This is a genomic window from Kocuria sp. KKT182 (genome assembly GCF_055635395.1).
In genome coordinates this window covers 2,811,643-2,833,442 of the sequence record NZ_CM145757.1, presented here as the reverse complement: position 1 = coordinate 2,833,442, position 21,800 = coordinate 2,811,643, and the positions used below count along the sequence as shown (strand labels likewise).

Below are 21,800 nucleotides of genomic sequence, written 5' to 3'. Positions count from 1 at the left end.
GCGGCGGGCACGGCCCGTCATGTAGTGGCTGCCGGCACAGCCTATCCGTGGCTGTCCTTGGCCGGCCTGCCCAGTACCAGCCGGCGGGTGCCTTTCACACTGGTGCTGACCACCTTCTCCAGCGGTCCCTGTCCCAGGCTCCGGTGCCAAGCCACCGCGAACAGCGCCGCCACCGCCAGGTGGACCATGAACCACAGGTAGGGCAGCTCGTAGTGGGCCTCGAAGGACAGTGCCACCAAGTGGACGGTGTAGAGGGTCAAGGTCATCACGCCCATCGCCGACAGCGGCAACAACCATGCCCCGATCTTCGGGCCGATCAGCAGGAAGACACCCAGCACCGCCAGGCTCACCCCAAGGCTGGCCGCGATCGCCAGCGGGGTGTTGGTGTGCGGGGTGGCGATCGCCAACCACCACACGGTCTCCGTGGGCAACGAGTCCGGCCCCCAGACCAGCACATCCTCCAGCTCGTGCTCGCCCATCGAGGAGGCATCCAGCAGCCGCTGGTAGCCACCCAAGGCATAGAGCAGGACATAGGAAGTGGTCTGGGCGAAGATCGCCAGCCCCACGCCCACCACCACCAGTCGAGCCTGAACCTCCGTCTTGCGCAGATTCAACCGCCCCAACCCCAACCCGACCAGCAGATAGGTCATGTACGGCAGGGCCGGATAGGTCCCGGTCAGCAGCAGCTGGGAGGCCATGGCACCGGGCTGCGTGAGCAGATCCGTGAAAGTGGGGTTGTAGGAGACAAATTCGGGCAACCCATCCTGGAGTCCCTGCATCAGCATCGGAGACACCACTCCGAAAAGCACTGCGGAGATGAACAGGGCCTTCGGGCCTGCGTGCAGGAACGGAATCGCCAGCAGGAAGAACACCCCGTAGTAGATCAGGATGTTGTAGGCGGGCGGGTCCTCCGACATCAGCGTCCCGATCCACAACCCCACGATCGCGATCAGCACCGCGCGCACCACCAGGCCGATCCGGTCAGCGGTCATCGTCCTACCCTCGTGCGGGTGCCGCCCCCCGGAGGTCAGTGCCAGCCCCACCCCTGCCAGCAGGGCGAACAGGGCCGCTGAGTCCCCCGAGAACAGCCGCCACGACCAGCTCGCTTCCCCGGTCTCCTCGTTCCAAGCCGGCAGCAGATGAATGGCCATCAGCCCGATCAGCGCCAGCCCGCGAGCCGCATCGATCCCCACCAACCGGCGCGTGGGCCTTACCACCGCGTCTCCAAGACCCGCTGACAAGTGCCCTCCCATCCTTGATCCAGTACTCATCATTCCCCCTGTTGACTACAAGGTCCCGGTGCATCCAGGACCGTCTGTTCCCAGGGTGGACGTCTCACTTGGAGTCCCCGTCGCGGGATTCTCAAGGTTCCATGAAGACTCCAGAGTCCATGGACGACGCAGGAGCTCCTCCGTGCGACCGAAGCACGAAACGAGGAAAGGGAAACCCAGCGCAGAACCCGCGAGGTAGCCCAGGGTCCGCTGGGCCCCTCGATCCGAGCCAGGCCACCCCTTCACGTTAAAGACGGGTGCCCCAGCCCTGGGGAGGAATACTGGGGCACCCGAATGTCCGTGCACGAACGGATGAGAACGGGGTGTTCTCACTGGCAAACTATGCCCTCATTGACCCAGAAAAACAGGACGTAGAGCACCCAGGAGAGCAAGCTTCAGGGAATCTTCATGTCGTCTTGAGGGAAGCTCCACAATTGACTTCACATCCCGTCGTCACCCTTGAGCTGCCACAGGATCCGCGTCGATGAGCGACCCACGAACAGCTCCTTCAAGTGCCGAAAGAGTCTTAATTCATGGAGGGCGGGAGCTCTCGGATTCGCCGATACAGGGTGGCTCGCGACATCCCCATATCCCGGGCTACTTGGGTCGCAGGCTCTCCGCCCTGGATCAACCGGAGGGCACTGCGGATCTGGCTGTCTGTGAAGGTTGGACGGCGCCCGCCCAGGTCCTTGCCGGCGGCCCGACGCTTGGCCACCGAGTCGGTGATCCGCTCCCGCTTGATCTCCAACTCCATCTGGGCCAGGGCGGCCATCACGGTGAAGACCATCGAGCCCATTGGGGTGTGGGTGTCCACGTCTCCCCCACCCAAGTTCAGCACCCGCAGACCGGCGCCCCTGCTCCGCAGCGCTTCGGCGAAGGCCAGCATGTTCTGGGTCGAGCGCCCCAGACGGTCCAGGGTCGTGACGACTAACGTGTCGCCCTCGACGAGAGCAGCCACGGCCCTGTCGAACTGCGGACGCGAAGCATGAGCTCCAGACACTCCATGATCGACATAGAGGTCATCGCGACGCACTCCAGCAGCAACCAGATCGGACACTTGACGATCCGCATCCTGCAGCGACGTCGATACGCGCCCATACCCAATCAACTTATCCACGTCAACCCCAATGTGTCTCGCAACCAACGTCCAGTACACGATTCTAGGCGCACAGATAAAGCACATAGTTGCAAGACTTGCCGGTCCGCGGAAACCCGCACAAATCTGGGACCACAAAAATTCACCGACGAGACGTCTCGCATCCCATGGCTTGGAAGACGGCCCGCTGTCACATTACTCAGCTTGCTTCCATAGTTACCGAGCCAGTGCGTACTCTGGTCCATCACCATCGGGCCCCCCAGACCCGGCGATGCGACCGCACCTCAGGCCGCCACTGCCAGACGATCCGTCATCTGCGAACAGGAAGAAGGCATGACCATCTCTGCCTCTGGGGCTCTGGCCGTTGAGCTGCACCCCGTCACTCCCACCCAGTGGGTCGCCACCTACTACCCCATGGTGGCCACTCCGGCGGGTCGCTGGGCCGAAGTCACCTGGGACCTGCACCAGCACCTGATGCCCGCCACCTCCGTTCCACGGGAACCGGCACGGTGGCTGGAGGCGTGCAGCCCCAACCCCGATCATCCCTGCTACGCCGGCCACCAGGTCTGGGCCACCCAGCTAGCCGCCGGTTACGCAGTTGCACAGGCCGTCCATGACACCGAGGCCACTGAGGAGCCCCTCTCGGTCCAGGAGGCGCAGCTGCTGCGAGAGGGCACGTTCGTCGTTCCCGCCGGACAGCTCTCGGAGTGGGTGCTCGACGATCTCGAGGGCGAAACCTCGGACGTCTGCGGCTGATCCTGCGCACAGATCCCCCTTCTCGCACCGGTTACCTTCCCCCGTCCACGTCTATTCGCAACCGCACATTGATGTGTCATGTTGTGAACCCCGGCACACCCGCGACCTTGCCGGACGGGGCGGGAGCGAGCATCGTGGCTTATCAGGGGGACAGGTGATCTGCATCAGACCATCCTCCAGCTTCGGGCGCGTCGACCGGCCGCACTGTGGCTCCGGGGGGATCCGAGGGTGCGAGCCAGATGATGAGTCCGCGACGAAGCAGCACGGGGCGGGGTGGCCGGGGGGCGACCCCGCCCCTGCCACCCCCGGCTACGACACCGCGGCCACGGCAGGCGACTCCGCCCTCGAAAAGACCCCTTACAGCCCAGCCCTCGACTGACGAGTCGTTCCCCTACCCCCGATGAGGCCACGGAATGTGGGCGCAAAGCTGACCTCCGGTGAACCAGCGTTCTTGAGCCCCTCCTATGGACTCGCCCGGTGCTGTGCCGTACTCACGGTACGAAACCTCTAGTCAGCCGCCCTCACGGTGCTTCACGCTGGTGCTGTGGTGGAAGCCGTCTCCCACACAGAAAGCCGGACAACCATCCCTTGTCCGGCTTTCTGCATGCCCAGCACATCACTCATCGACCCCTCGGGTGGCCCTGGCTGGTGATGACCTTCGCGAGGTGACACCCGGCCGGCAACACGAGACCCCTGCAGGCCCACCCGTCCCCGAGAACCGCGGCAGCGCCAGGCCAACGCACGGGGAGCACCCGGCGAAGGGATCAGGAGCGTGTGCCGGGCTTGTCCCATCCGCCCAGCACCACCGGCTCGAGTGCGGGTTCGAGGTAGTCCACTTCGTCGGCCGAGATGAGAGCGCCGGGGGTGTGCCCGTCGGCCTCACAACGCACCAGCACGACCATGCCCAGCTCAGCCGGTTCGTAGGGGGCGCACAACACGGTCTCCTCGGCACGCAGGTTCAGCCCCGGCCGGTCAACGCGCATCCGGTAGCGGCACGACTGGGAGACATCGACCCAGGGCAAGGGATCGAAGACGAGTCCGACGCCGATGCCCGGTGAGATCAGCATGGGGTCGGTGTCAGGCAGTGCGGGCAACAAGTCAGAGGCACTCATGGACGTGGTCCTTCAGGTGGTCGAGCGCACCAGGAGCTACAACGAGCCCAGATGCCGGCGTGGGTACTCGACGACGCTGTCCACTTCCAGGCTAGAAACTCCCACCTGATCAGAGAAGCAGGCTGTCAATACTGTCATCAGCTGTTCATCTCCTACTGAGGCGCCAGCACCCTGCGTCCGCCGGAACAGCGTCGACGAGACGCAGGGATGGGAGCCGCGGGAAAGGGTGAGCGCGCTGTCCAACAAGGGCGATGGAGCAACTTTGTTATGCCCGCAACACCCCCGTGCCCACGGGGAGGCATAAAATGCGTAGTCATAGACATGTTTTCGCCGATGGGCCCAGGAACGGATGCGGGCCCCGACGGCATCCGCCCCAGCTCCCCCTGCTGGGTGGTTCGGTACCCCCGTACCGGATCGGGAAGCGCCCCTGCCCTCTCCCGGACAGGGGCGCTTTCATCCTGGGGGTCAGGCGAGAGCGCCCACTGTCCGGGGATGAACGGGGGCGCTCTCTACGGAGGTCGGCTCTGATAGCAGCAGGGTCGGTGTCCCCCCAGGGATGATTCACATCGACCCCTGTGCCGCTTCGGCCACCGCATCTCCGAAGCTACTGACACGTTGGAAGACAAGCACCTGGAATACGTCGCTATTAGAGGTCATTTCATAATGAGTTCGACGTAGCCCTTGAGTGCTGACGGGGTCCTCGGTGACCCTGGTGGGCATGATGGGGGATCTCGTACCGGACTCGCTGTGGGAGCGAGTCGAGCCGTTGCTGCCACCACGCCCACCCCGGCGCCACCAGCACCCAGGGCGCAAGCCCGCCGATGACCGGACAGCTCTGGCCGGGATCGTGTTCGTGCTCAAGACCGGGCTCGGCTGGAACCAGCTGCCCCGGGACCTGCTCGGCGTCTCCGGAGTGACCTGCTGGCGGCGCATGAGGGACTGGACCGAGGCCGGAGTGTGGCCGGCGGTACACGAAGTGCTGTTGGCTGAGCTGCGCGCGGCCGGGGCACTGGACCTAGACCGGTGCGCTGTGGACGGCTCGCACGTGCGGGCCCTCAAAGGGGGGACCACATCGGGCCCAGCCCCGTCGATCGCGGCCGGCCCGGTTCCAAGCACCACCTGATCGTTGAGGCGAACGGCATCCCGCTACAGGTCACCCTCACCGGCGGCAACCGCAACGACGTCACCCAGCTGTTGCCCCTGGTCGACTCGATTCCGCCGATCCGCGGGTTGCGTGGTCGGCCCCGCCGCAAGCCCCGGGAACTGTTCGCGGACCGTGGCTATGACCACGACAAGTACCGGCGGCTGCTGCGCGCCCGCGGGATCACTCCGCGCATCGCCCGTCGAGGCGTCGCCCATGGTTCCGGGCTGGGCCGGCATCGCTGGGTGGTGGAGCGCGGCTTCGCCTGGCTGCACTCCTACAAGCGACTCCGGACTCGGTGGGAACGCCGGGCCGACCTCCATCTCGGACTGCTGCAACTGGCCTGCGCGCTGATCTGCCACAGACGCCTCACCGCATTATGAAACAAGTTCTTAGTGGGGACACCCGGGGATGCGCCCAACGGAGACTCCAGCCCTCCCCTGGTCACCCCGAATCACAACACCGTCACCATCCACGCGCTCAAGATTTTCGACGGAACGCCTCACATCCCCCGGCTTGAAAGACGACCCACGGGCACCAGGCATGGTCCGAAAGCCCAGGGCAAGAAGCCGTGCTGCGCAGGGGGATTCGCGTCGATGGACTCCTCCTGGATCGCACCGGCGACGTCATGTCGCTGACATTTGGCGAGGCCATGGATGCGGTGACCACCCGCCAAGGGGCACGGTAGGGGCGAGCTCGAGCAGCGGCACCCCAGCCACCCGTTGCCAGCAGTTCCCGGCCGGTGGCCGGGTAAGTCGAGGAGCGAGAGGTGACGACGATGAGCAGTACGGACAGGATCCACGTGGTGGTCGGTGCCAGTGGCGGAACCGGCAGCGCTCTGGTGGGTGAACTTCTCCGCCGGGGACGCCGGGTGCGGGCGATCAACCGCAGCGGACGCCTCAATGCCCCGCCCGGTGTGGAGGTGGTGGCCGGTGACGCCAGGGACGCCGAGCGGATGCGGGAAGTGTGCCGGGGCGCCGGGGTGGTCTACAACACCGTGAACGTTCCGTTCACCCAGTGGCGGGAGAGCTTCCCGGCAGCGGTGGATGGGGTGCTCGCCGGCGCACGGGCCGCCGGGGCGACGATGGTATTCGCCGACGACACCTGGATGTACGGCCGGGTCACCGGGCCCATGACCGAGGACCTGCCCCACCGGCCCGTGAGCGACAAAGGGGTCCTGCGCGCTTGGCTGGCCGAGCGGGTGCTCGCCGCTCACAGCAGCGGACAGGTCGCCACCGTCATCGGCCGCGCCCCGGAACTGTACGGACCGGCCGTGGAGTCCCTGCTGGGCCGCAACTTGTTCGGCCCCGCCCTCACCCACGGCCCGGCGCTGTGGGTCGGGGACCTGGACCAGCCGCTGGCCCCGATGTTCATCGAGGACTTCGCCCACGGTCTGGCCGAACTTGGAGAACACGAGGCGGCCCTGGGCCGGGCATGGCACCTGCCCACCCCGGAACCCATCACCGCACAAGCGTTCCTGGACCTGCTTTCGGCCCAGGTGCACCGACCGATCAAGGCCCTGCGCCTCGGGCAGCGATAGGCACGCGTCCTCGGCCTCGTGTGGCCGGTGGCCCGGGAGGGCGCGGAGATGCTCTACCAGTTCAGTCAACCGCACGCCGTCGATGCCAGCGCTTACACCACGACCTTCGGCCCCGGCCAGGTCACGCCCTACGCCCAGGGCATCGCCCGCACTGTGGACTGGTACAGCACAACGGCCCGACAATCCTTCCTCGGGATCGGGCGATAAACCCTGCCACCCGGCCCCGCACGGCGTCAGGGATCAGAGCATCCCTGGTGGGGACGCGCAGGGCCCGGTACGGCCGAACCAATTCGCCCATTGTCGGAAACCCAGTCAATGTCTCGCAACCAGGACGGCTCGTAACCCATGCCTTGAGAAACAACCCTCAGCCCTCGGGCCCGGCGAAATACGCGATGTCTGGCCCAGGACCGTGTCCGCGCCGCACGGTCCACCCCGTCGGTTGCTCCCGCCGGCCTCAGCCCTACCGCGGTGCCCAGTGGTCGAGGGTGTGGCAGGGATTCACCCCGTAGACCTGCCGGTAGTACTGGGCGAACCGGCCCCGGTGGGTGAACCCCCAACGGGCGGCGATCGCGTTGACGGTGGCCCCGGCCGTGGGATCGGCGGCTTCCAGGTCGCGGTGGGCGCCCTCCAGGCGGGCCCGGCGCAGGTACTGGGCCGGTGTGAGCCCCAGCGGGTGGTTGGCGCGGAACGCCCGCACGAGTGCAGCCGTGGTGGTGCCGGCCGCCCGTGCGGCGTCCTCGACGGTGACCGGTTCTGCGGCGTGGTCGTCGAAGAACTGGGCTGCCACCCGGTACCGGCGGGCCTGGGCCTCCATGGACAGGTACCGCCCCTGCCGGTCCCCGGCCAGCGGGAAGCACTCCAGCAGCCCCACCGCGAGATAGCGGGTGAGTTCGGCGCGCACCAGCGGCTCGTCGAAGGCCTCCGAGGCCACCACCCCGGCCCCGTAGCGGGCCAGACCCGACCAGTACCGCCCCCACCGGGGCCCCGCCGGGGTGCAGGAGTCGAACGCTATCGGGGTGCCGGTGCCGTAGACGGTCTCGGCGGTCTCCTGCACCAGTTCCACCGGCAGGTGCGCCAGGGTCACGTCCGCGTCCTGGATCACCGTCAGGGACGGATGCTCCGGGCGGAACAGCACCGACGACCCCGCAGCGGCGCTGCCGGTCTGTCGGCAGATCTGCCAGTCGTAGCGGACCCCGCGTACCTGGGCCACCGTGAACGTCTCGGTGTCGCCCCACAGCGACATCGTCCCGCCCACATGGACGGTTGAGACCGCGAACCGGTCGTCCCCGGCCCTCGAGAGCCGGTAGGAGAACTCCGGGTCCGTGGAGCCGTACCCGAAACGCATCCCGGTCCGCTGCCCCAGACCGGCCAGGACCTCAGGATCCGTGATCGTGAGTTCCTGCCGGAACATCTCCCCCATGAGAGTCCCCCACCCCCTGCGCAGGACGCACCCCGCGGCGCCCAGCTGTCAGCGCCTATTGTCCCGACCCGCCGGCATGAGCACCATGGTGACCCCTCGCCCCCGCCATCACCCACCACTCATCAGGTGAAGGTCCCGACGCTCCCACGCTGCGCACCCGACCGCGAACGGCGTGCTGAAAGGCTAAAGAACGCCACTTCGGGGGAGGTTTATGTCTCCCAGGCGAAACGTCTCATATCGGTTTCCTGATAGATCCGGAAACGACAGTGTTTTATCGGAACCACCTCACCGGCCGAAAAAGTAGAACTGTTAACTTTTCGCGCACGCCTCATCCGCGTGACGCTCATATGCTCGGATTTCATCCCCAGCTGAGGAGTCCCTGTGAAAAGAGCCCGCCCTGCCCCGTGGCGTGTCGCCGCCGTTGCCGCCGTTTCCTGTTCCCTGCTCGCCCCGGCCCCAGCAGTTCTCGCCTCGGTCTCCGAGGATCGGGCGGTGGGCGAGGCCGAGGACTCGTCCGCCGATACGCGGGCGACGATCAAGCGCGACACCTACGGTGTGCCCCACATCTACGCGGACACGACCCAGGACCTGTTCTACGGCTACGGGTACGCCGTGGCCGAGGACCGGCTGTTCCAGATGGAGATGGCCAAGCGTTCCGTGCTGGGGACCACCGCCGAGGTGCTCGGGGAGGCGAGTCTGGAGCACGACCGGCTGACCCGCTCCGGCTTCGACCCCGAGAGCATCCACCGCCAGATCCAGGCGCTTCCCCAGGAGGACCGCGACATCCTCGAGGGCTACGCGGAAGGATTCAACCAGCGCATCGACGACGTGCTGGCCGACCGGGAGAACCTGCTGCCCCAGCAGTTCACCGACTACGGCTTCGAGCCCTCCCGGTGGACGGGCTACGACGTGGCGATGATCTGGATCGGGACCATGGCCAACCGGTTCTCGGACAGCACCTCGGAGGTCGCCAATCTACAGGTCCGCGACCGGCTCGTGTCCGAGCACGGGCAGGACAAGGGCCAGGAGCTCTTCGACCAGATCCTCTGGACCGAGGACCCCACGGCCCCGACCACGGACCCGCGCACGGACCACCCGCGGCCCGAGGTCCCCGGGGAGATGCCCTACGACCGCCCCGGACGCGCGCTCGGCCCGCAGTCCACCTCCGCGGCGCCCGGGGCCGCAACCGGCGCCGCGGCGTCCTCGTCGCTGCTCCCGGTGGACCCGTCCCTGTCCGACGACGGGCTGGCGACCATGGCCCGCAACGGCGGGGAGGACTGGCCGCACCAGCAGCCCACGGCCTCGAACCTGTGGGCGGTGGGGTCCAAGAAGTCCGCCGACGGCGGCTCGGTGCTGCTCAACGGGCCCCAGTTCGGGTGGTTCAACCCTTCCTACGTCTACGGGGTCGGACTCCACGGGGCCGGCTTCGACGTCACGGGCAACACCCCCTTCGCCTACCCGATGGTGCTGTTCGGCACCAACAAGCACATCTCCTGGGGCGCGACCGCCGGCCCCCTGGACGTCAACGACGTCTACCAGGAGCAGCTGAACCCGGAGAACCCGGACCAGTACTGGTTCGACGGTGCGTGGCGGGACATGGAGGTCCGCCAGGAGACCGTGCAGGTCAAGGACGGTGAGGACGTCGTGGTCGAGGTCCGTTCCACGGTCCACGGGTTCGTGACCAGCGTGGATGAGCAGAACAACACCGCCTACACGAAGAGGCGCTCCTGGGCGGGTGCGGAGATCGAGTCCCTGTTGGCCTGGACGAAGAAGACCAAGGCCACCGACTGGGAGGAGTACCTGGACCAGGCCCAGGACGTGGGCATCTCCATCAACTGGTACTACGCCGACAACGACGGCAACATCGGCTACGTCTCCCCCGGGCACATGCCCGACCGTCCCGAGGGCCAGGACCCGCGCCTGCCCGTGGTCGGGGACGGGACCATGGAGTGGGAGGGCATCCGCCCGTTCGAGGAGAACCCGCGGGCTTTCAACCCGAAGCAGGGTTACATCGCCAACTGGAACAACCAGCCCGGCCCCGGCGCGGTGGGCGACTCCGGGAACTGGTCGGATGTGGACCGGGTCAACGAGATCACCTCCCGGCTCCAGGCCCAGCGCAAGCTGAGCACCGAAGACATGTGGGCGATCAACGAGGAGACCTCCTTCGCCGACCTCAACATCCGCTACCTGCGCCCCTACCTGGAAGAGGCCGTGCGCACCCTGCCGGCCCACAACCCCGTGGCCCAGGACGCCCGGCTGCTCCTGGACTGGGACGGTCAGACCCGCGACGAGGACGCGGACGGACACTACGACGGCCCGGAACCGGCCATCATGCGCGCCTGGGTGGCGGCCCTGACCGAGGACGTCCTGCAGGACGACCTGCCCGCGGAGGTGTACGCCAAGTACGCCGAGGGCGTCTACGCGAAGCCCGGAGGTTCCGCCCGGCCCGCTGACTCCGTCAAATTGATCGACAACGCTCTCCAGGGCGAGGACGCCGGGGTGCCGCAGACCGTGGACCTCCTCAATGGCCGGGACGGGTCCGAGGTGGTCCTGGAGTCCTTCGCCGAAGCCCTGGACCAGCTGCGGGCCGAGCACGGGGAAGACCCGGCGAACTGGCGCACCGAGACCGTCCCGCACGTCTACAGCACGAAGAACTTCATGGGTATCGACCAAGCCGGCGACGACGAGGCCCTCTCCACCCCGATCTACATGAACCGCGGGACCGAGAACAACATCATCTCCCTCAACGGCCACCACGCCGAAGCCTGCATGGCCGCCCCTCCCGGACAGAGCGGGTTCATCGCCCCCGACGGCACGAAATCACCGCACTACAGCGACCAGCTCGAGCTCTACACAAACTTCGAGTGCAAACAGGAAAACCTCTTCCCCGCGCAGGTGGAGGCCAATCTCGAGAGCGTCACGACGCTCCGCTGACGCCGTGCATCCAGTCCCAACCATGGGAAACCGGTCTACGTCGGTGATCCTCCACCAGGAGCTCGGCACTCCGGACTCGGGGGAACCACCGGCCAGTTGCTGCCACTACCTCGTGCCTGATCCGTAAGGGCTCAGGACTCGTCCCACCGATTGTCGTCGCCGTAGAACAGAAGGAGATCACGGGCAAGAAGAAGTATCCGTCTTCGCGCTGCATCCCGCGGCAGGCCCTGCGGCCCCCACCACACCAGGTGGGGGCCGCAGCCGTGGACGCCCAGTCCCTAAGGATGCCTTTCTGGCCCCTGCGCTCTGGCGGTCGAGGGGTGTGGTGAGAAGTCAGTCCGCCGGACCAGGGTCGGCTTCGGCGGCGGTGACTGGCCCGGCCGTCACCGACTCCGGAGGCCTCGGTGGCAGGTGACGGTAAAGGGTGGTGCGGGTGATCCCGGTCTTGGCCACGATCTCCGCCACGGTGTGCCCGCTGGCGCGCAGATGGGCTGCGTAGGCCAGCTTGTCCGGATCCACCACCGAAGGCCGCCCGATCCGCCGCCCCTTGGCCGTGGCCACCGACCGAGCATGGGCGGCGCGCTCCAGGGTGTAGGTGCGTTCCATCTGCCCGAACAGCGCCAGCAGCACCACCGCCAGCTGCGCCATCGGGTCATTGGGGTTGGTGGAGTCCACCTTGATCGGGTCCGCCAGGTTGCGCACCCCCACCCCTCGCTCGGCGAGATCGTGGATCAGGTTCAGGGTGTCGCGCACGGTGCGCCCGAGCCGGTCCAGGGTGTGCACCACGATCACGTCGCCCTTCCGGGCGTAGGCCAGGGCCGCGGTCAGTCCGGGGCGGTCGGTGGTGGCCCCGGATTTCTTGTCCACATAGATCCGCTCCGCCGCGATCCCGACCTGCCGGAGGGCATCGATCTGCCGATCGAGGTCCTGTTTGGCCGTCGAGACCCGCGCGTAGCCCAATTCCATGCCGTTAGCGTACCGGAAGTCGTTACCGTACGTCTGAAACGGAACTTTTTTATGGGCCTAGCTTTTGGGACCTCACTGGCTATCCATAATGCTCGAGGATGGACCTCGCCGCCGACCGTCCCACTACCAGGAAGTGGGACGGTCGCCCGCGGCCGGTCAACCCGTTGATTACCTCGAGCTCGGCCGGTCCGACGACTCCGATCGAGAGGCAAGACCTCGATGCCGCCGTATAGCTCTGTCACAACACCACCACTTGTCGCCGCGGCTCACACCCGAATGGACGGTTTGGGCCGGTCGGCGAGTTTGTAGCAAAATCCTTCGTCTCAGTAGCACAGGTCGACCGCACTATCCACGTGATAACTGGCCCGAGAGTGCGGTCGGCTCCTGAAAGCGACACTTGGCGGCGTCGAGCGGCACCACTGACCGAGAATCGCTCATAAGAGACTGATGAATCGGCAGGTGTCGACGCGTCATCCGCGTCCTGCCCCGGACCCGGCTCGGTCGCCCCTTCCGGGGCGACCGAGCGGGGCGTAGCGTGGCACGTAGTCACCAGCGCCCTCCCACCATTGGGTCGGGCGCGCCCGTCAATCCAGTCCTCGGGGAGACCACTATGGCACTGCTCCTGATCCGGCACCGCGTGGCCGACTACGACGCCTGGCGAAAGGTCTACGACTCCGTCTCGGACGTACCGGCATTCAGCAACATCACCGGCGAGTCAGTGCACCGCATGGTCGATGATCCGGACAACGTGCTCGTGCTCCACTACTTCGATTCGGTCGACGAGGCCCGCGCCTTCACGGCACTGCCGGAATTGCAGGAGGCGATGCAACGCGCAGGTGTCCAGGGTGAGCCGCGCTTCAAGTACTACGAATAGGACTCCCGAGGCGAGCTCAACTGTGGTACAGGTTCAGCAGTCGCCAGCCCTGGGATGCCGGCCACGCTGCTCGGTGAAGCCGGGAGTCTCCGGTGGCCGGTGGCCGTGTACGGCGAGGGACCGCACAACCTTCAGGGAGGGTGTTTTCAGTTGAAGGGGCACACTGAGACCGCTGCGTGGCGGTGCGGTGAGTTCCTCGGCCACCCCAACCGGAATCACGAACCCGCGGGGCACCGTCCGGAGTAGCTCAGTGACGATGTGACGGCTCGGGTGCCGCCCAACTTTGTCAGTGAGTGATGGTCCGAGAATCTATGCGCAGAATGCCACCCGACCGGACAGGGTGCGCCGCCATTCATATTCGGCAGAAGGCCGCCACTTCATCCGGACCCTTGGCGGAACAGGCACCGGCATCGCTCCGGCGATCAGCTGTCCCGACCGACAAGTTCCTCGAGTTGGACGTCCTGAGAGCCCCCTCACCCCCTGGATGCTTACCGCCCGGGCGTGGGCGCCGCGGCTCGTGGTCGAATGGTCGGACGGCCCCGATCGGTGCCGTGGAGCCATCCTCGTCCCACGGAGTCATGATGACCACTGCACCCTTGGATCACGCCACTGACGTCCTCGTGATCGGCGGCGGCAATGCCGGGATCTCCCTGGCCGCACGACTGCGCCGCAAGGGCATCACGGACATCGTGATCGCAGAGCCGAAGTCCACGCACCACTACCGGCCGCTGCTCTCCTACGTGGGCGCCGGACTGAAGACCGTGCCCCAGATGTCCCGCGCCCAGCACCGCGTCATGCCTCGCGGCGTGCGATGGATCCAGGACCGTGTCCAGGCACTGGATCCGGCGGCACGGACGGCCACGCTGTCCTCCGGCGAGCACATCGGCTACCGGGACGTCGTGATCTGCGCGGGCTCCACCCCGGACTGGGACCGTGTCCCCGGCAGTGCCGAGGCGATGGCCGGCCCGCACGCCTCGACCAACTACACCGTGGAGCTGGCCCCCAGGACCTGGGAGCTGATCCGCGGGCTGCGCCGCGGCCGGGCACTGTTCACGATCCCGGACGGCCCGGCGCCCACGCCGCAGATCGGACAGAAGATCCTCTACCTGGCCTGCGACTACTGGCAGCGCCAGGGTGTCCTGCAGGACATCGAGGTGACCCTGCTGACGCCCACCGCCACCGTGTTCGGCCAGCCGGACGTGGACCGGGTGCTGATGCCCTGGGTCCGGCGCTACGGCATCACGGTCCTGACGAGCGCCCACGTGCAGTCGATCGAGGCCGGCTCCCGCCGACTGCGGGCCACGGTCGACGGGACGCCGCGGGATCTGTCCTACGACCTGCTGCACCACAGCCCCGCCCACCGGGCCCCGGCCTGGATCGCCGACGCGGGACTGGGCGTCGCGCCGGGCCCGGGCGCCGCTTGGGCCGGCTACGCGGACGTGGATGCGCAGACCCTGCGCCACCGCCGTGTGCCCACCGTGTGGGCCTGCGGGGACGCTGCCGCGCTGGGGACCGCCTCGTCCGGCGGGGCACTGCGCCACCAGACGAAGATCCTCACCGAGAACCTCCTGGCCGCCCGTGACGGCCGGGATCCCACGGCCTCCTACGACGGGTACACCGTGACCCCCGTGACGGTGCAGCGGGGCCGGGCCGTGCTGGCCGAGTTCGACCGGGACAACGAACTGGCGCCCAGCATCCCCGGCGTGCCGCTGCTGGCCCCGAAACGCGCCTCCTGGTTCTTCGACCTCGAGGTCCTCCCCCGGCACTACTGGAACGTGATCCTCCGGGGCTTCTAGTGGACCATGTGTGCACACATCCGTGGCGCCTCGTTCCCCGCTCCGATGGCACCTGATGGCCCGCGCCTCCAGTCGTCGCAGCATGAGCCGGGAGAAATGAGGGTCGGACGTCGGGAGGCGCCCCGAGGAACAAGATTCATGCATCTGCACAGGATTGTGCACCGCGATATTACCGTCTGGTACTTTTCGGGTAGCACCGGCTCCCACGCCGGTGCAGTGACCCCCATGATCCGTTCCCCGGCGGTCGGGGGTCGCCTTCTGCGCCTCGGCGCGGCGAAGCGCCCCTGCCCTCTCCCGGGCAGGGGCGCTTCGTGCCGGGGACTCGGGACGGCGGCCGACCACCGGATCCGTCGAGCGGGGTGCCCCGACGGCCCGGCGGTCACCGGCGGTAGGAGGCCCCGCGGTGGTCGTCGGCCAGCCTCGGCCCGGCGCCGGCCAGCGCCTCGCGCAGCGTTCTGCCGGCGGGGAGGGCCCCGGGCTCCGGCAGCAGGCCGCGGCGCCGCAGCTCCGGCGAAACCATCGTGGTGAACCGCTCCAGGTCCGCCGGCCGCACGGCCGCCGAGATGTTGAAACCGTCCACGCCGGCCTCCTCGCGCCAGCGCTCGAGCTCGTCCGCCACGGTGCCGGGCGCCCCGGCGATGACGGGCCCGCGGCCGCCGATGGCCACGAACTCGGCCAGGTCCCGCACCGTCCAGGTCCGGTCCGGGGACAGCGACGTGAACGCCGCGAGCGCGGACTGGTTGGCGTCGGTGGCCACGTACTCGAGCGGCGCGTCGGGGTCCGCCCCGGCCAGATCGACGCCGGTCCAGCCGCCGAACAGGGACAGCGCTCCCTCGATGTCCACGTGCCGGCGGTATCCGTCGAGCCTGGCGTGGGCCTCGTCGTCGGTCTCGGCGACCACCACGGTGGCCATGGCGAAGGTCTTCACGGCGTCCTCGGCCCGTCCCTGCGCGGCCAGTTCGGCCCGGACGCCGTCGGTCCACCGGCGCACGAGCTGCGGGGTGTTGCCGATGAAGAAGATGGCCTCGGCGTGGTCCACGGCGAACTGCTGTCCGCGCGTCGAGGCGCCGGCCTGGAACAGGAACGGGGTGCCCTGGGGTCCGGGGTGGGTCAGCGCCTGGCCGGGCACGGAGAACCAGGTGCCCTCGTGGCCGATGGGGTGCACGAGCTCCGGGTCCACGAAGACCCCGGTGCCGGCGTCCGCCTTCACCGCCCCCGGCTCGAAGGAGCCCTCAAGGAGCTTGTACATGACCTCCATGTACTCGTCGGCGCGGTCGTAGCGCTCGTCGTGCGGGATCTGCCGGTCCATGCCCAGGTTGCGGGCGGCGGAGTCCTGGTAGGAGGTCACCACGTTCCACGCCACCCGGCCGCGGGTGAAGTGGTCGAGGGTCGCGAAGGTGCGGGCCAGCAGGTAGGGGGCTTCGTAGGTGACCGAGGCGGTCACCCCGAAGCCGAGCTGCTCGGTGGCCGCGGCCATCGCCGGCACCGCGACGAGCGGGTCGAGCACCGGGTACTGCACTCCCCCGCGGGCCGTGGCCTCTGCCCCGCCGCCGTACACGTCGTAGACGCCGGGGACGTCCGCCAGGAACAGCGCGGTGAAGCCGCCCTCCTCGAGGGTGCGGGCCAGCGACGTCCAGTACTCGAGCGTGTCGAAGCCGGCGACCCCGGCCTCCGGGTGGCGCCACAGTCCCGGTGACTGGTGCACGGGCACCATCATGTCGAAGGCGTTCAGCAGCAGGGGGCGGCTCATACGGTGGTCCTCTCGGGGGTGGGCTGGGTGGCGCTCGCGGCGGCGGTAGTCGCGAGGGCCGGGTCGGCCGCGGTCCGGCCGGCGTGCAGATCGGTGAGTTCGGTGCCGCGCCGGTCCCGGGCGGGATCCTTCGCGGCCAGGGCGGCGACGACGGAGAGCACGGCCAGCACGGAGAGGTAGCCGGCGATCAGCCACGGGGTGTCCCCGCCGGCGGCGAAGAGCAGGGCGGCGATCAGCGGCATGAGCCCGCCGCCCAGGACGGTGCCGACCTGGTAGCCGAAGCTCACGCCCGAGTACCGCACGTGCACGGGGAACTGCTCGGCGAACCAGGCCGCCTGCGGTCCGTAGACCGCGTCGTGGACGAGGTTGATGCCGAGGATGACCACGAGCGGCAGCAGGGCGAGCGGGCCGGCCTCGAGGAAGGCGAACAGCACCCAGCCGAAGACGCCGATCGCCGCGTAGGCGGTCACCGAGACGACCTTCCGGCCCACCCGGTCGGACAGCCAGGCCCAGAACGGGGTGGAGAACAGGCCGATGGCCGAGGCGATCATCACCGCGGTCACGCCCGCGGCGCTGTCCCCGCGCACGTCCCGCAGGTAGGTCAGCATGTAGACCGTCACCAGGTAGTAGACGGCGTTCTGGGCCAGGCGCAGGCCGATCGTCACCAGCACCGGGCGGCGGTGGTGGACCAGCAGCTCCCGCAGGGGGGCCTTGGCCACGTTCCCCGAGGCCCGGTGCTCCAGGAACTCCGGGGCGTCGGCCACCCCGAGGCGGATCCACAGGCCCACCGCCACGAGCAGGGCCGAGAGCAGGAAGGGGATGCGCCAGCCGTAGGCGGCGAACTGCTCCTCGCTCATGACGTTCTGCACGATGAAGAACGCGCCGGTGGCCAGCAGCATGCCGGCGGAGGAGCCGATCTGGGTGAAGGACCCGAAGAACCCGCGGTGGCGGGCCGGTGAGTGCTCCACGCTCAGCAGCGCGGAGCCGCCCCACTCGGCACCGGCGGACAGGCCCTGGAGGATGCGCAGGACCACGAGGCCGACGACGGCCCACCAGCCGATCACCTCATAGGTGGGCAGCAGGCCGATCAGGGTGGAGGCCACGCCCATGAGCAGCAGCGAGGCCACCAGCAGGGCCTTGCGGCCGATCCGGTCCCCCAGGTGCCCGGCGATGATCCCGCCCAAGGGTCGGGCGATCACCCCGACCGCGAGCGTGGCGAAGGACGCCACGATGCCGCCGAGCTCGGTGGCCATGGGGAAGAACTGGACGTTGAAGACGAGTGCGGCGGCGGTGCCGTAGAGGTAGAAGTCGTACCACTCGATGGTGGTCCCGGCGAAGGCCGAGGCCAGGACGCGCTTCTTGCCGTGGACGATGCTGCTGCGGCCCGGGGCGGCCGTGGTCGTGGTGCTCATGCGTCAGGCTCCTGGGGTTCGGTCGGCGTCGGCCGTGACATCGGTCGTGGCGCCGGTCCTCGCGTCGCCGATGGCGTTCAGGCCCTCCGGCAGGGTGCCGTTGATGAGGTAGTCGCCGAGGGCTCGGGCGCGGAAGGCGATCGGGTTGTGGGTGGCCACGGTCTGGGCGTTGCGCCAGTGCCGGTCCAGGCCCTTGGCCGTGGACGTGGCGGAGGCGCCCACGGTGAGGAACAGGTCCTGGGCCGCGCCGAGCGCCAGCTCCGGCACGGTGACCTGGGCGTGCTCCACGGCGATCTCGGACTCGTGCAGCGCCGCCGGGAGGGCCCCGGTGAAGTCCGGCCGGTCGGCGCCGGCCGCTGCGGCGGCGGCGATCCCGGCGTCCAGGGCGCGGGCGGCGTGCAGGACGGTGGCCTCGGCGGCGAAGGCCTTGGCGGAGATCCGCCCGGTGGCCTCCTGGATCAGCGGGTCGTCGCGGAACGGCAGGCCGAGCCCGGTGTTGAAGGTCCGCCGGCGTCCGGCGATGGTCTCCACCGCGTCCCGCCGGGCCGCCCGGGCGATGCCGGCCAGCACGGCCAGCAGCACGAGCTGGAAGAAGGCGGCCTCGTGGACGGCCTCCGCGCTGCCGGCGGTGCGGTCCAGCACGGCGTCCTCCGGGACGCGCACCCGCTCGAAGACCGCGGTGCCGGTGCCGGTGAGCTTCTGCCCGAAGCCGTCCCAGTCGTCCTCGAGCGTCACGCCCTCGGCGTCCGTGGCGACGACGGCGAAGCGCCGCCCGTCGCGGCCGTCCAGGGCGGCCGAGACGCGGGTGTAGTCGCAGAAGACGGAGCCGGTGGCGTAGAACTTCCGGCCGGTGAGCTCCCAGCCCTCGGCGGTCCGGCTCAGCACGGTGTTCAGGGTGCCCAGCGCGTTGCCGCCCTTCTCCGTGGAGGCGTTGCCGACGGTGGCTCCGGCCAGCACCCGCGGGTACCAGACCTCCTGGAGCTCCCGGGGCAGGAAGCGCAGGGACTCCACGAAGCCGTGGTGGGAGCGGTAGAGGTGGGCGATGTTGGAGTCGGCCTCGGCCAGGTCGACCAGCAGCCGGGTGAAGTCCTCGAGGCTGACCCCGGGGCCGCCGTGGGCCGCCGGGACGCGCAGGGCACCGAACCCGGCCCGGTCCAGCCGGCCGACCTCCGCGTAGGGCAGCGCGCGCCGGAGGTCCCGGTCCAGGGCGCCGGCGGCGATCTCCGCGAACAGCGGCCGGAAGTGCTCCCGCAGCCCGGCGTAGTCCCCGGGCAGGCCGGCGGCGAGGTCCGTGCCGGCGCGGGGATGGGCGGTGGTCTCCTCGACCGTGCTCGGGGTCATGCGGGGGTCCTCTCGGTCGCACCGAGGATTGCCGGTCGGCCGGTCGCGCCGGGGGCGGGCCCGGTGGCGGCAGCGCCGGAGGCTGACGTCACGGACCGACTGCAGATCCGGGATCTCCATCGGTTCTGGCATTAGCACCCTGACCCCGGTGGAGGGCGGGTTGCTGCGGCGTCGTCGAGCCAGATCTCTCAGCCGCTCTGAATGGGGCGCTTGCCATGGCATCAGACCGCCCGGTCCGGGACCAACCGGATGACGGGCGCACGTCATGGAATGTCACGACGGCGTCACAGAAGGTCACGTCCTCCGCGGTGGTGTAGCGGTGTGCCGCAGGAGACCGGATCAGTAGACCGGCTGGTCCGGGTCCACCTGTGCCGCCCAGGCGAGCACCCCGCCCTCGAGGTGGCGGACCCGCTCCTCCCGCCCGGCGTAGAAGGAGCGCAGCGCGGCGAGCGCGGTCGCGGAGCGGGCCCCGGCCTTGCAGTGCAGCACGAGGTCCGTGCCACGGGCCTCCGGGGGCAGGGCGTCCGCGCCGCGGTCGAGGATCTCCTGCAGCGGGACGGGCACGGCGCCGTCGATGGCCACGAGCTCCCGCTCCCAGTCCTCGCGCACGTCCACCAGGGCGAAGGACGCCTCCCCGCGCTCCCGGCGCTCGAGCAGCCGGGCCAGCTCGGCCGACCCGACGGTCTCGGAGGCGTCCGCGCCGGGCAGCGCGCAGACCGCGGCGGGCTGGGCCACCGCGGTGACCGGGGCGGCGTCGGGATCCGGGGTGAGCCGCATCTCGCGCCAGGTCATCGCGAGCGCGTCGTGCAGCAGCACCCGTCCGAGCAGGGGCTCCCCGGTGCCGGTGACGAGCTTGACGGCCTCGGTGACCATGACCGCGCCGACGGTGGCGGGGAGCATGCCGAAGACCCCGCCCTCGGCGCAGCTGGGCACCTCGCCGTCCGGCGGGGCCTCGGGGTAGAGGTCCCGGTAGGTGGGCCCGTGCCCGGCCCAGAACACGCTGACCTGCCCCTCGAAGCGCAGGATGGAGCCCCACACGCAGGGTGTTCTGGTCAGGGCGGCGGCGTCGCTGACCACGTAGCGGGTCGCGAAGTTGTCGGCGCCGTCCAGGACCAGGTCGTACCCGCCGATGATGTCCACGGCGTTGTCCGCGTCCAGCCGGACGGGGTGGGTGCGGACCTCCACCAGCGGGTTGAGCGCGGTGACGGCCTCGGCGGCGGAGACGGCCTTGGGACGGCCGACGTCGGCGGTCGTGTGCACCACCTGGCGCTGCAGGTTGGAGACCGCCACCACGTCGTCGTCGACGATCCCGAGGGTCCCGACCCCCGCCGCGGCGAGGTACTGCAGGGCCGGGGACCCGAGCCCCCCGGCGCCGACGACGAGCACGCGGGCGTTCCGCAGCCGCCGCTGGCCGAGGGTCCCGATCCCGGGCAGGGTCAGGTGCCGGGCGTAGCGCTCGAGCTCCTCGCGGGTCAGTTCGGGGCCGGGCTCCACGAGCGGGGGCAGCGGGCTCACGGCCGCTCCCCCACGGGCGCCCAGTCCCCGCGCGGCACGTCCGCCGGGCCGACTGAGGAGCCGGCGGACGACCCGTCGGCCCGCCCGGCACCGGCGGCGTCCGTGTCGATCCGCCCGGCCATCGACGAGGACGCCTGGGCGTGGCGGCGGGCCGGGATGCGCCCGGCACCGGCGGCGAGCCGGCCGGCGAGCACGGCGTGGCGCATCGCGGTGGCCATCGCCACCGGGTCCTGGGCGCGGGTGACGGCGCTGGCCAGCAGCACGGCGTCGCAGCCCAGCTCCATGGCCAGGGCGGCCTCGGAGGCGGTGCCGATCCCGGCGTCGAGCACCACGGGCACGGACGCCCGGGAGGCGATGAGCTCGATGTTGTGCGGATTGAGGATGCCCAGCCCGGTGCCGATGGGAGCGCCCAGGGGCATCACCGCGGCCGCGCCCAGATCCTCGAGCCGGCGTGCGACGGCCGGGTCGTCGGAGGTGTAGGCGAAGACCTTGAAGCCGCGGGCCACGAGCTGCTCGGTGGCGTCGAGGAGCTCCACGACGTCGGGCAGCAGCGTGTCCTCGTCCGCGATGACCTCGAGCTTGACCCAGTCGGTCTCGAGGGCCTCCCGGCCGAGCTCGGCGGTCAGCAGCGCGTCCCGGGCGGTGTAGCACCCGGCGGTGTTGGGCAGGATCCGGATGTCATTGCGCTCCAGCAGCGCGAAGAGGGAGTCGCCCTGGCCGGGGGCGTAGCGGCGCAGGGCCACGGTGGTCAGCTCGGTGCCGGAGGCCAGCAGCGCCTGCTCCAGGGTGTGCAGCGAGCTCAGGCCGCCGGTGCCCATGATCAGCCGGGAGCTCAGCTCGATGCCGTCGAGCACGAGCGGGTCGGGGTGCGGGGCG

General features: G+C 69.3%; 16 protein-coding genes and 1 riboswitch. Of the genes, 6 read left to right on the top strand and 10 right to left on the bottom strand.

Annotated features, from left to right (window positions below):
* Positions 1–41: 41 nt before the first annotated feature.
* The gene (locus ACZ2G1_RS13280; protein WP_470376969.1) at positions 42–1,193 is read right to left on the bottom strand and encodes a heparan-alpha-glucosaminide N-acetyltransferase domain-containing protein; all 1,152 of its coding nucleotides are present in this window, start codon (positions 1,191–1,193) and stop codon (positions 42–44) included.
* 604 nt (positions 1,194–1,797) lie between these two features.
* On the bottom strand, positions 1,798–2,388 hold the full coding sequence (locus ACZ2G1_RS13275) for a recombinase family protein (RefSeq protein ID WP_136341306.1): 591 nt from the start codon (positions 2,386–2,388) through the stop codon (positions 1,798–1,800).
* 312 nt (positions 2,389–2,700) lie between these two features.
* Here ACZ2G1_RS13275 and ACZ2G1_RS13270 point away from each other — a divergent pair, with 312 nt between their 5' ends.
* Complete coding sequence (locus ACZ2G1_RS13270) at positions 2,701–3,123, top strand: hypothetical protein (RefSeq protein WP_470376968.1); 423 nt, start codon at positions 2,701–2,703, stop codon at positions 3,121–3,123.
* Between the two features lie 764 nt (positions 3,124–3,887).
* On the opposite strand, the gene ACZ2G1_RS13265 is transcribed toward ACZ2G1_RS13270, so the two are convergent.
* Positions 3,888–4,235: a hypothetical protein gene (locus ACZ2G1_RS13265; RefSeq protein WP_470376967.1), complete on the bottom strand. Its 348-nt coding sequence runs from the start codon at positions 4,233–4,235 to the stop codon at positions 3,888–3,890.
* 718 nt (positions 4,236–4,953) lie between these two features.
* On the opposite strand from ACZ2G1_RS13265, the gene ACZ2G1_RS13260 reads away from it, so the two are divergent.
* A protein-coding gene (locus tag ACZ2G1_RS13260) for an IS5 family transposase (RefSeq protein WP_470376661.1) occupies positions 4,954–5,759 on the top strand; the annotation gives its coding sequence in 2 pieces (ribosomal slippage) (positions 4,954–5,293 and positions 5,293–5,759; 807 coding nt in all).
* A gap of 395 nt (positions 5,760–6,154) precedes the next feature.
* Positions 6,155–6,916: an NAD-dependent epimerase/dehydratase family protein gene (locus ACZ2G1_RS13255; RefSeq protein WP_470376966.1), complete on the top strand. Its 762-nt coding sequence runs from the start codon at positions 6,155–6,157 to the stop codon at positions 6,914–6,916.
* A 460-nt stretch (positions 6,917–7,376) separates the two neighbouring features.
* Here ACZ2G1_RS13255 and ACZ2G1_RS13250 read toward each other — a convergent pair whose 3' ends face one another.
* On the bottom strand, positions 7,377–8,327 hold the full coding sequence (locus tag ACZ2G1_RS13250; RefSeq protein ID WP_211309941.1) for a helix-turn-helix domain-containing protein: 951 nt from the start codon (positions 8,325–8,327) through the stop codon (positions 7,377–7,379).
* A 501-nt stretch (positions 8,328–8,828) separates the two neighbouring features.
* Here ACZ2G1_RS13250 and ACZ2G1_RS13245 point away from each other — a divergent pair.
* Positions 8,829–11,270: a penicillin acylase family protein gene (locus ACZ2G1_RS13245; RefSeq protein ID WP_470376965.1), complete on the top strand. Its 2,442-nt coding sequence runs from the start codon at positions 8,829–8,831 to the stop codon at positions 11,268–11,270.
* Positions 11,271–11,603: 333 nt separating this feature from the next.
* Here the strand turns inward: ACZ2G1_RS13245 and ACZ2G1_RS13240 are convergent, their stop codons facing one another.
* Positions 11,604–12,236, bottom strand: a complete 633-nt coding sequence (locus tag ACZ2G1_RS13240; protein ID WP_272027979.1) for a recombinase family protein — start codon at positions 12,234–12,236, stop codon at positions 11,604–11,606.
* 610 nt (positions 12,237–12,846) lie between these two features.
* Between ACZ2G1_RS13240 and ACZ2G1_RS13235 the strand changes: the two genes are divergently transcribed.
* The gene (locus ACZ2G1_RS13235) at positions 12,847–13,110 is read left to right on the top strand and encodes a hypothetical protein (protein WP_035929481.1); all 264 of its coding nucleotides are present in this window, start codon (positions 12,847–12,849) and stop codon (positions 13,108–13,110) included.
* Positions 13,111–13,706: 596 nt separating this feature from the next.
* The gene (locus ACZ2G1_RS13230; protein WP_470376964.1) at positions 13,707–14,906 is read left to right on the top strand and encodes an NAD(P)/FAD-dependent oxidoreductase; all 1,200 of its coding nucleotides are present in this window, start codon (positions 13,707–13,709) and stop codon (positions 14,904–14,906) included.
* Positions 14,907–15,285: 379 nt separating this feature from the next.
* On the opposite strand, the gene ACZ2G1_RS13225 is transcribed toward ACZ2G1_RS13230, so the two are convergent.
* The 5 genes from ACZ2G1_RS13225 to ACZ2G1_RS13205 form a co-directional block, all read right to left on the bottom strand.
* On the bottom strand, positions 15,286–16,656 hold the full coding sequence (locus ACZ2G1_RS13225) for an LLM class flavin-dependent oxidoreductase (RefSeq protein WP_470376963.1): 1,371 nt from the start codon (positions 16,654–16,656) through the stop codon (positions 15,286–15,288).
* Complete coding sequence (locus ACZ2G1_RS13220; RefSeq protein WP_470376962.1) at positions 16,653–18,068, bottom strand: MFS transporter; 1,416 nt, start codon at positions 18,066–18,068, stop codon at positions 16,653–16,655. The genes ACZ2G1_RS13225 and ACZ2G1_RS13220 overlap by 4 nt, the downstream gene beginning before the upstream one ends.
* Before the next feature lie 3 nt (positions 18,069–18,071).
* Complete coding sequence (locus ACZ2G1_RS13215) at positions 18,072–19,409, bottom strand: acyl-CoA dehydrogenase family protein (RefSeq protein WP_470376961.1); 1,338 nt, start codon at positions 19,407–19,409, stop codon at positions 18,072–18,074.
* A 113-nt stretch (positions 19,410–19,522) separates the two neighbouring features.
* Positions 19,523–19,617: riboswitch (SAM riboswitch) on the bottom strand.
* A gap of 131 nt (positions 19,618–19,748) precedes the next feature.
* Positions 19,749–20,924 carry a molybdopterin-synthase adenylyltransferase MoeB gene (gene moeB / locus ACZ2G1_RS13210; RefSeq protein ID WP_470376960.1) on the bottom strand — a complete coding sequence of 392 codons (1,176 nt, stop codon included), beginning with the start codon at positions 20,922–20,924 and terminating at the stop codon, positions 19,749–19,751.
* Complete coding sequence (locus ACZ2G1_RS13205; protein WP_251356278.1) at positions 20,921–21,742, bottom strand: thiazole synthase; 822 nt, start codon at positions 21,740–21,742, stop codon at positions 20,921–20,923. The genes moeB and ACZ2G1_RS13205 overlap by 4 nt, the downstream gene beginning before the upstream one ends.
* Positions 21,743–21,800 lie beyond the last annotated feature (58 nt).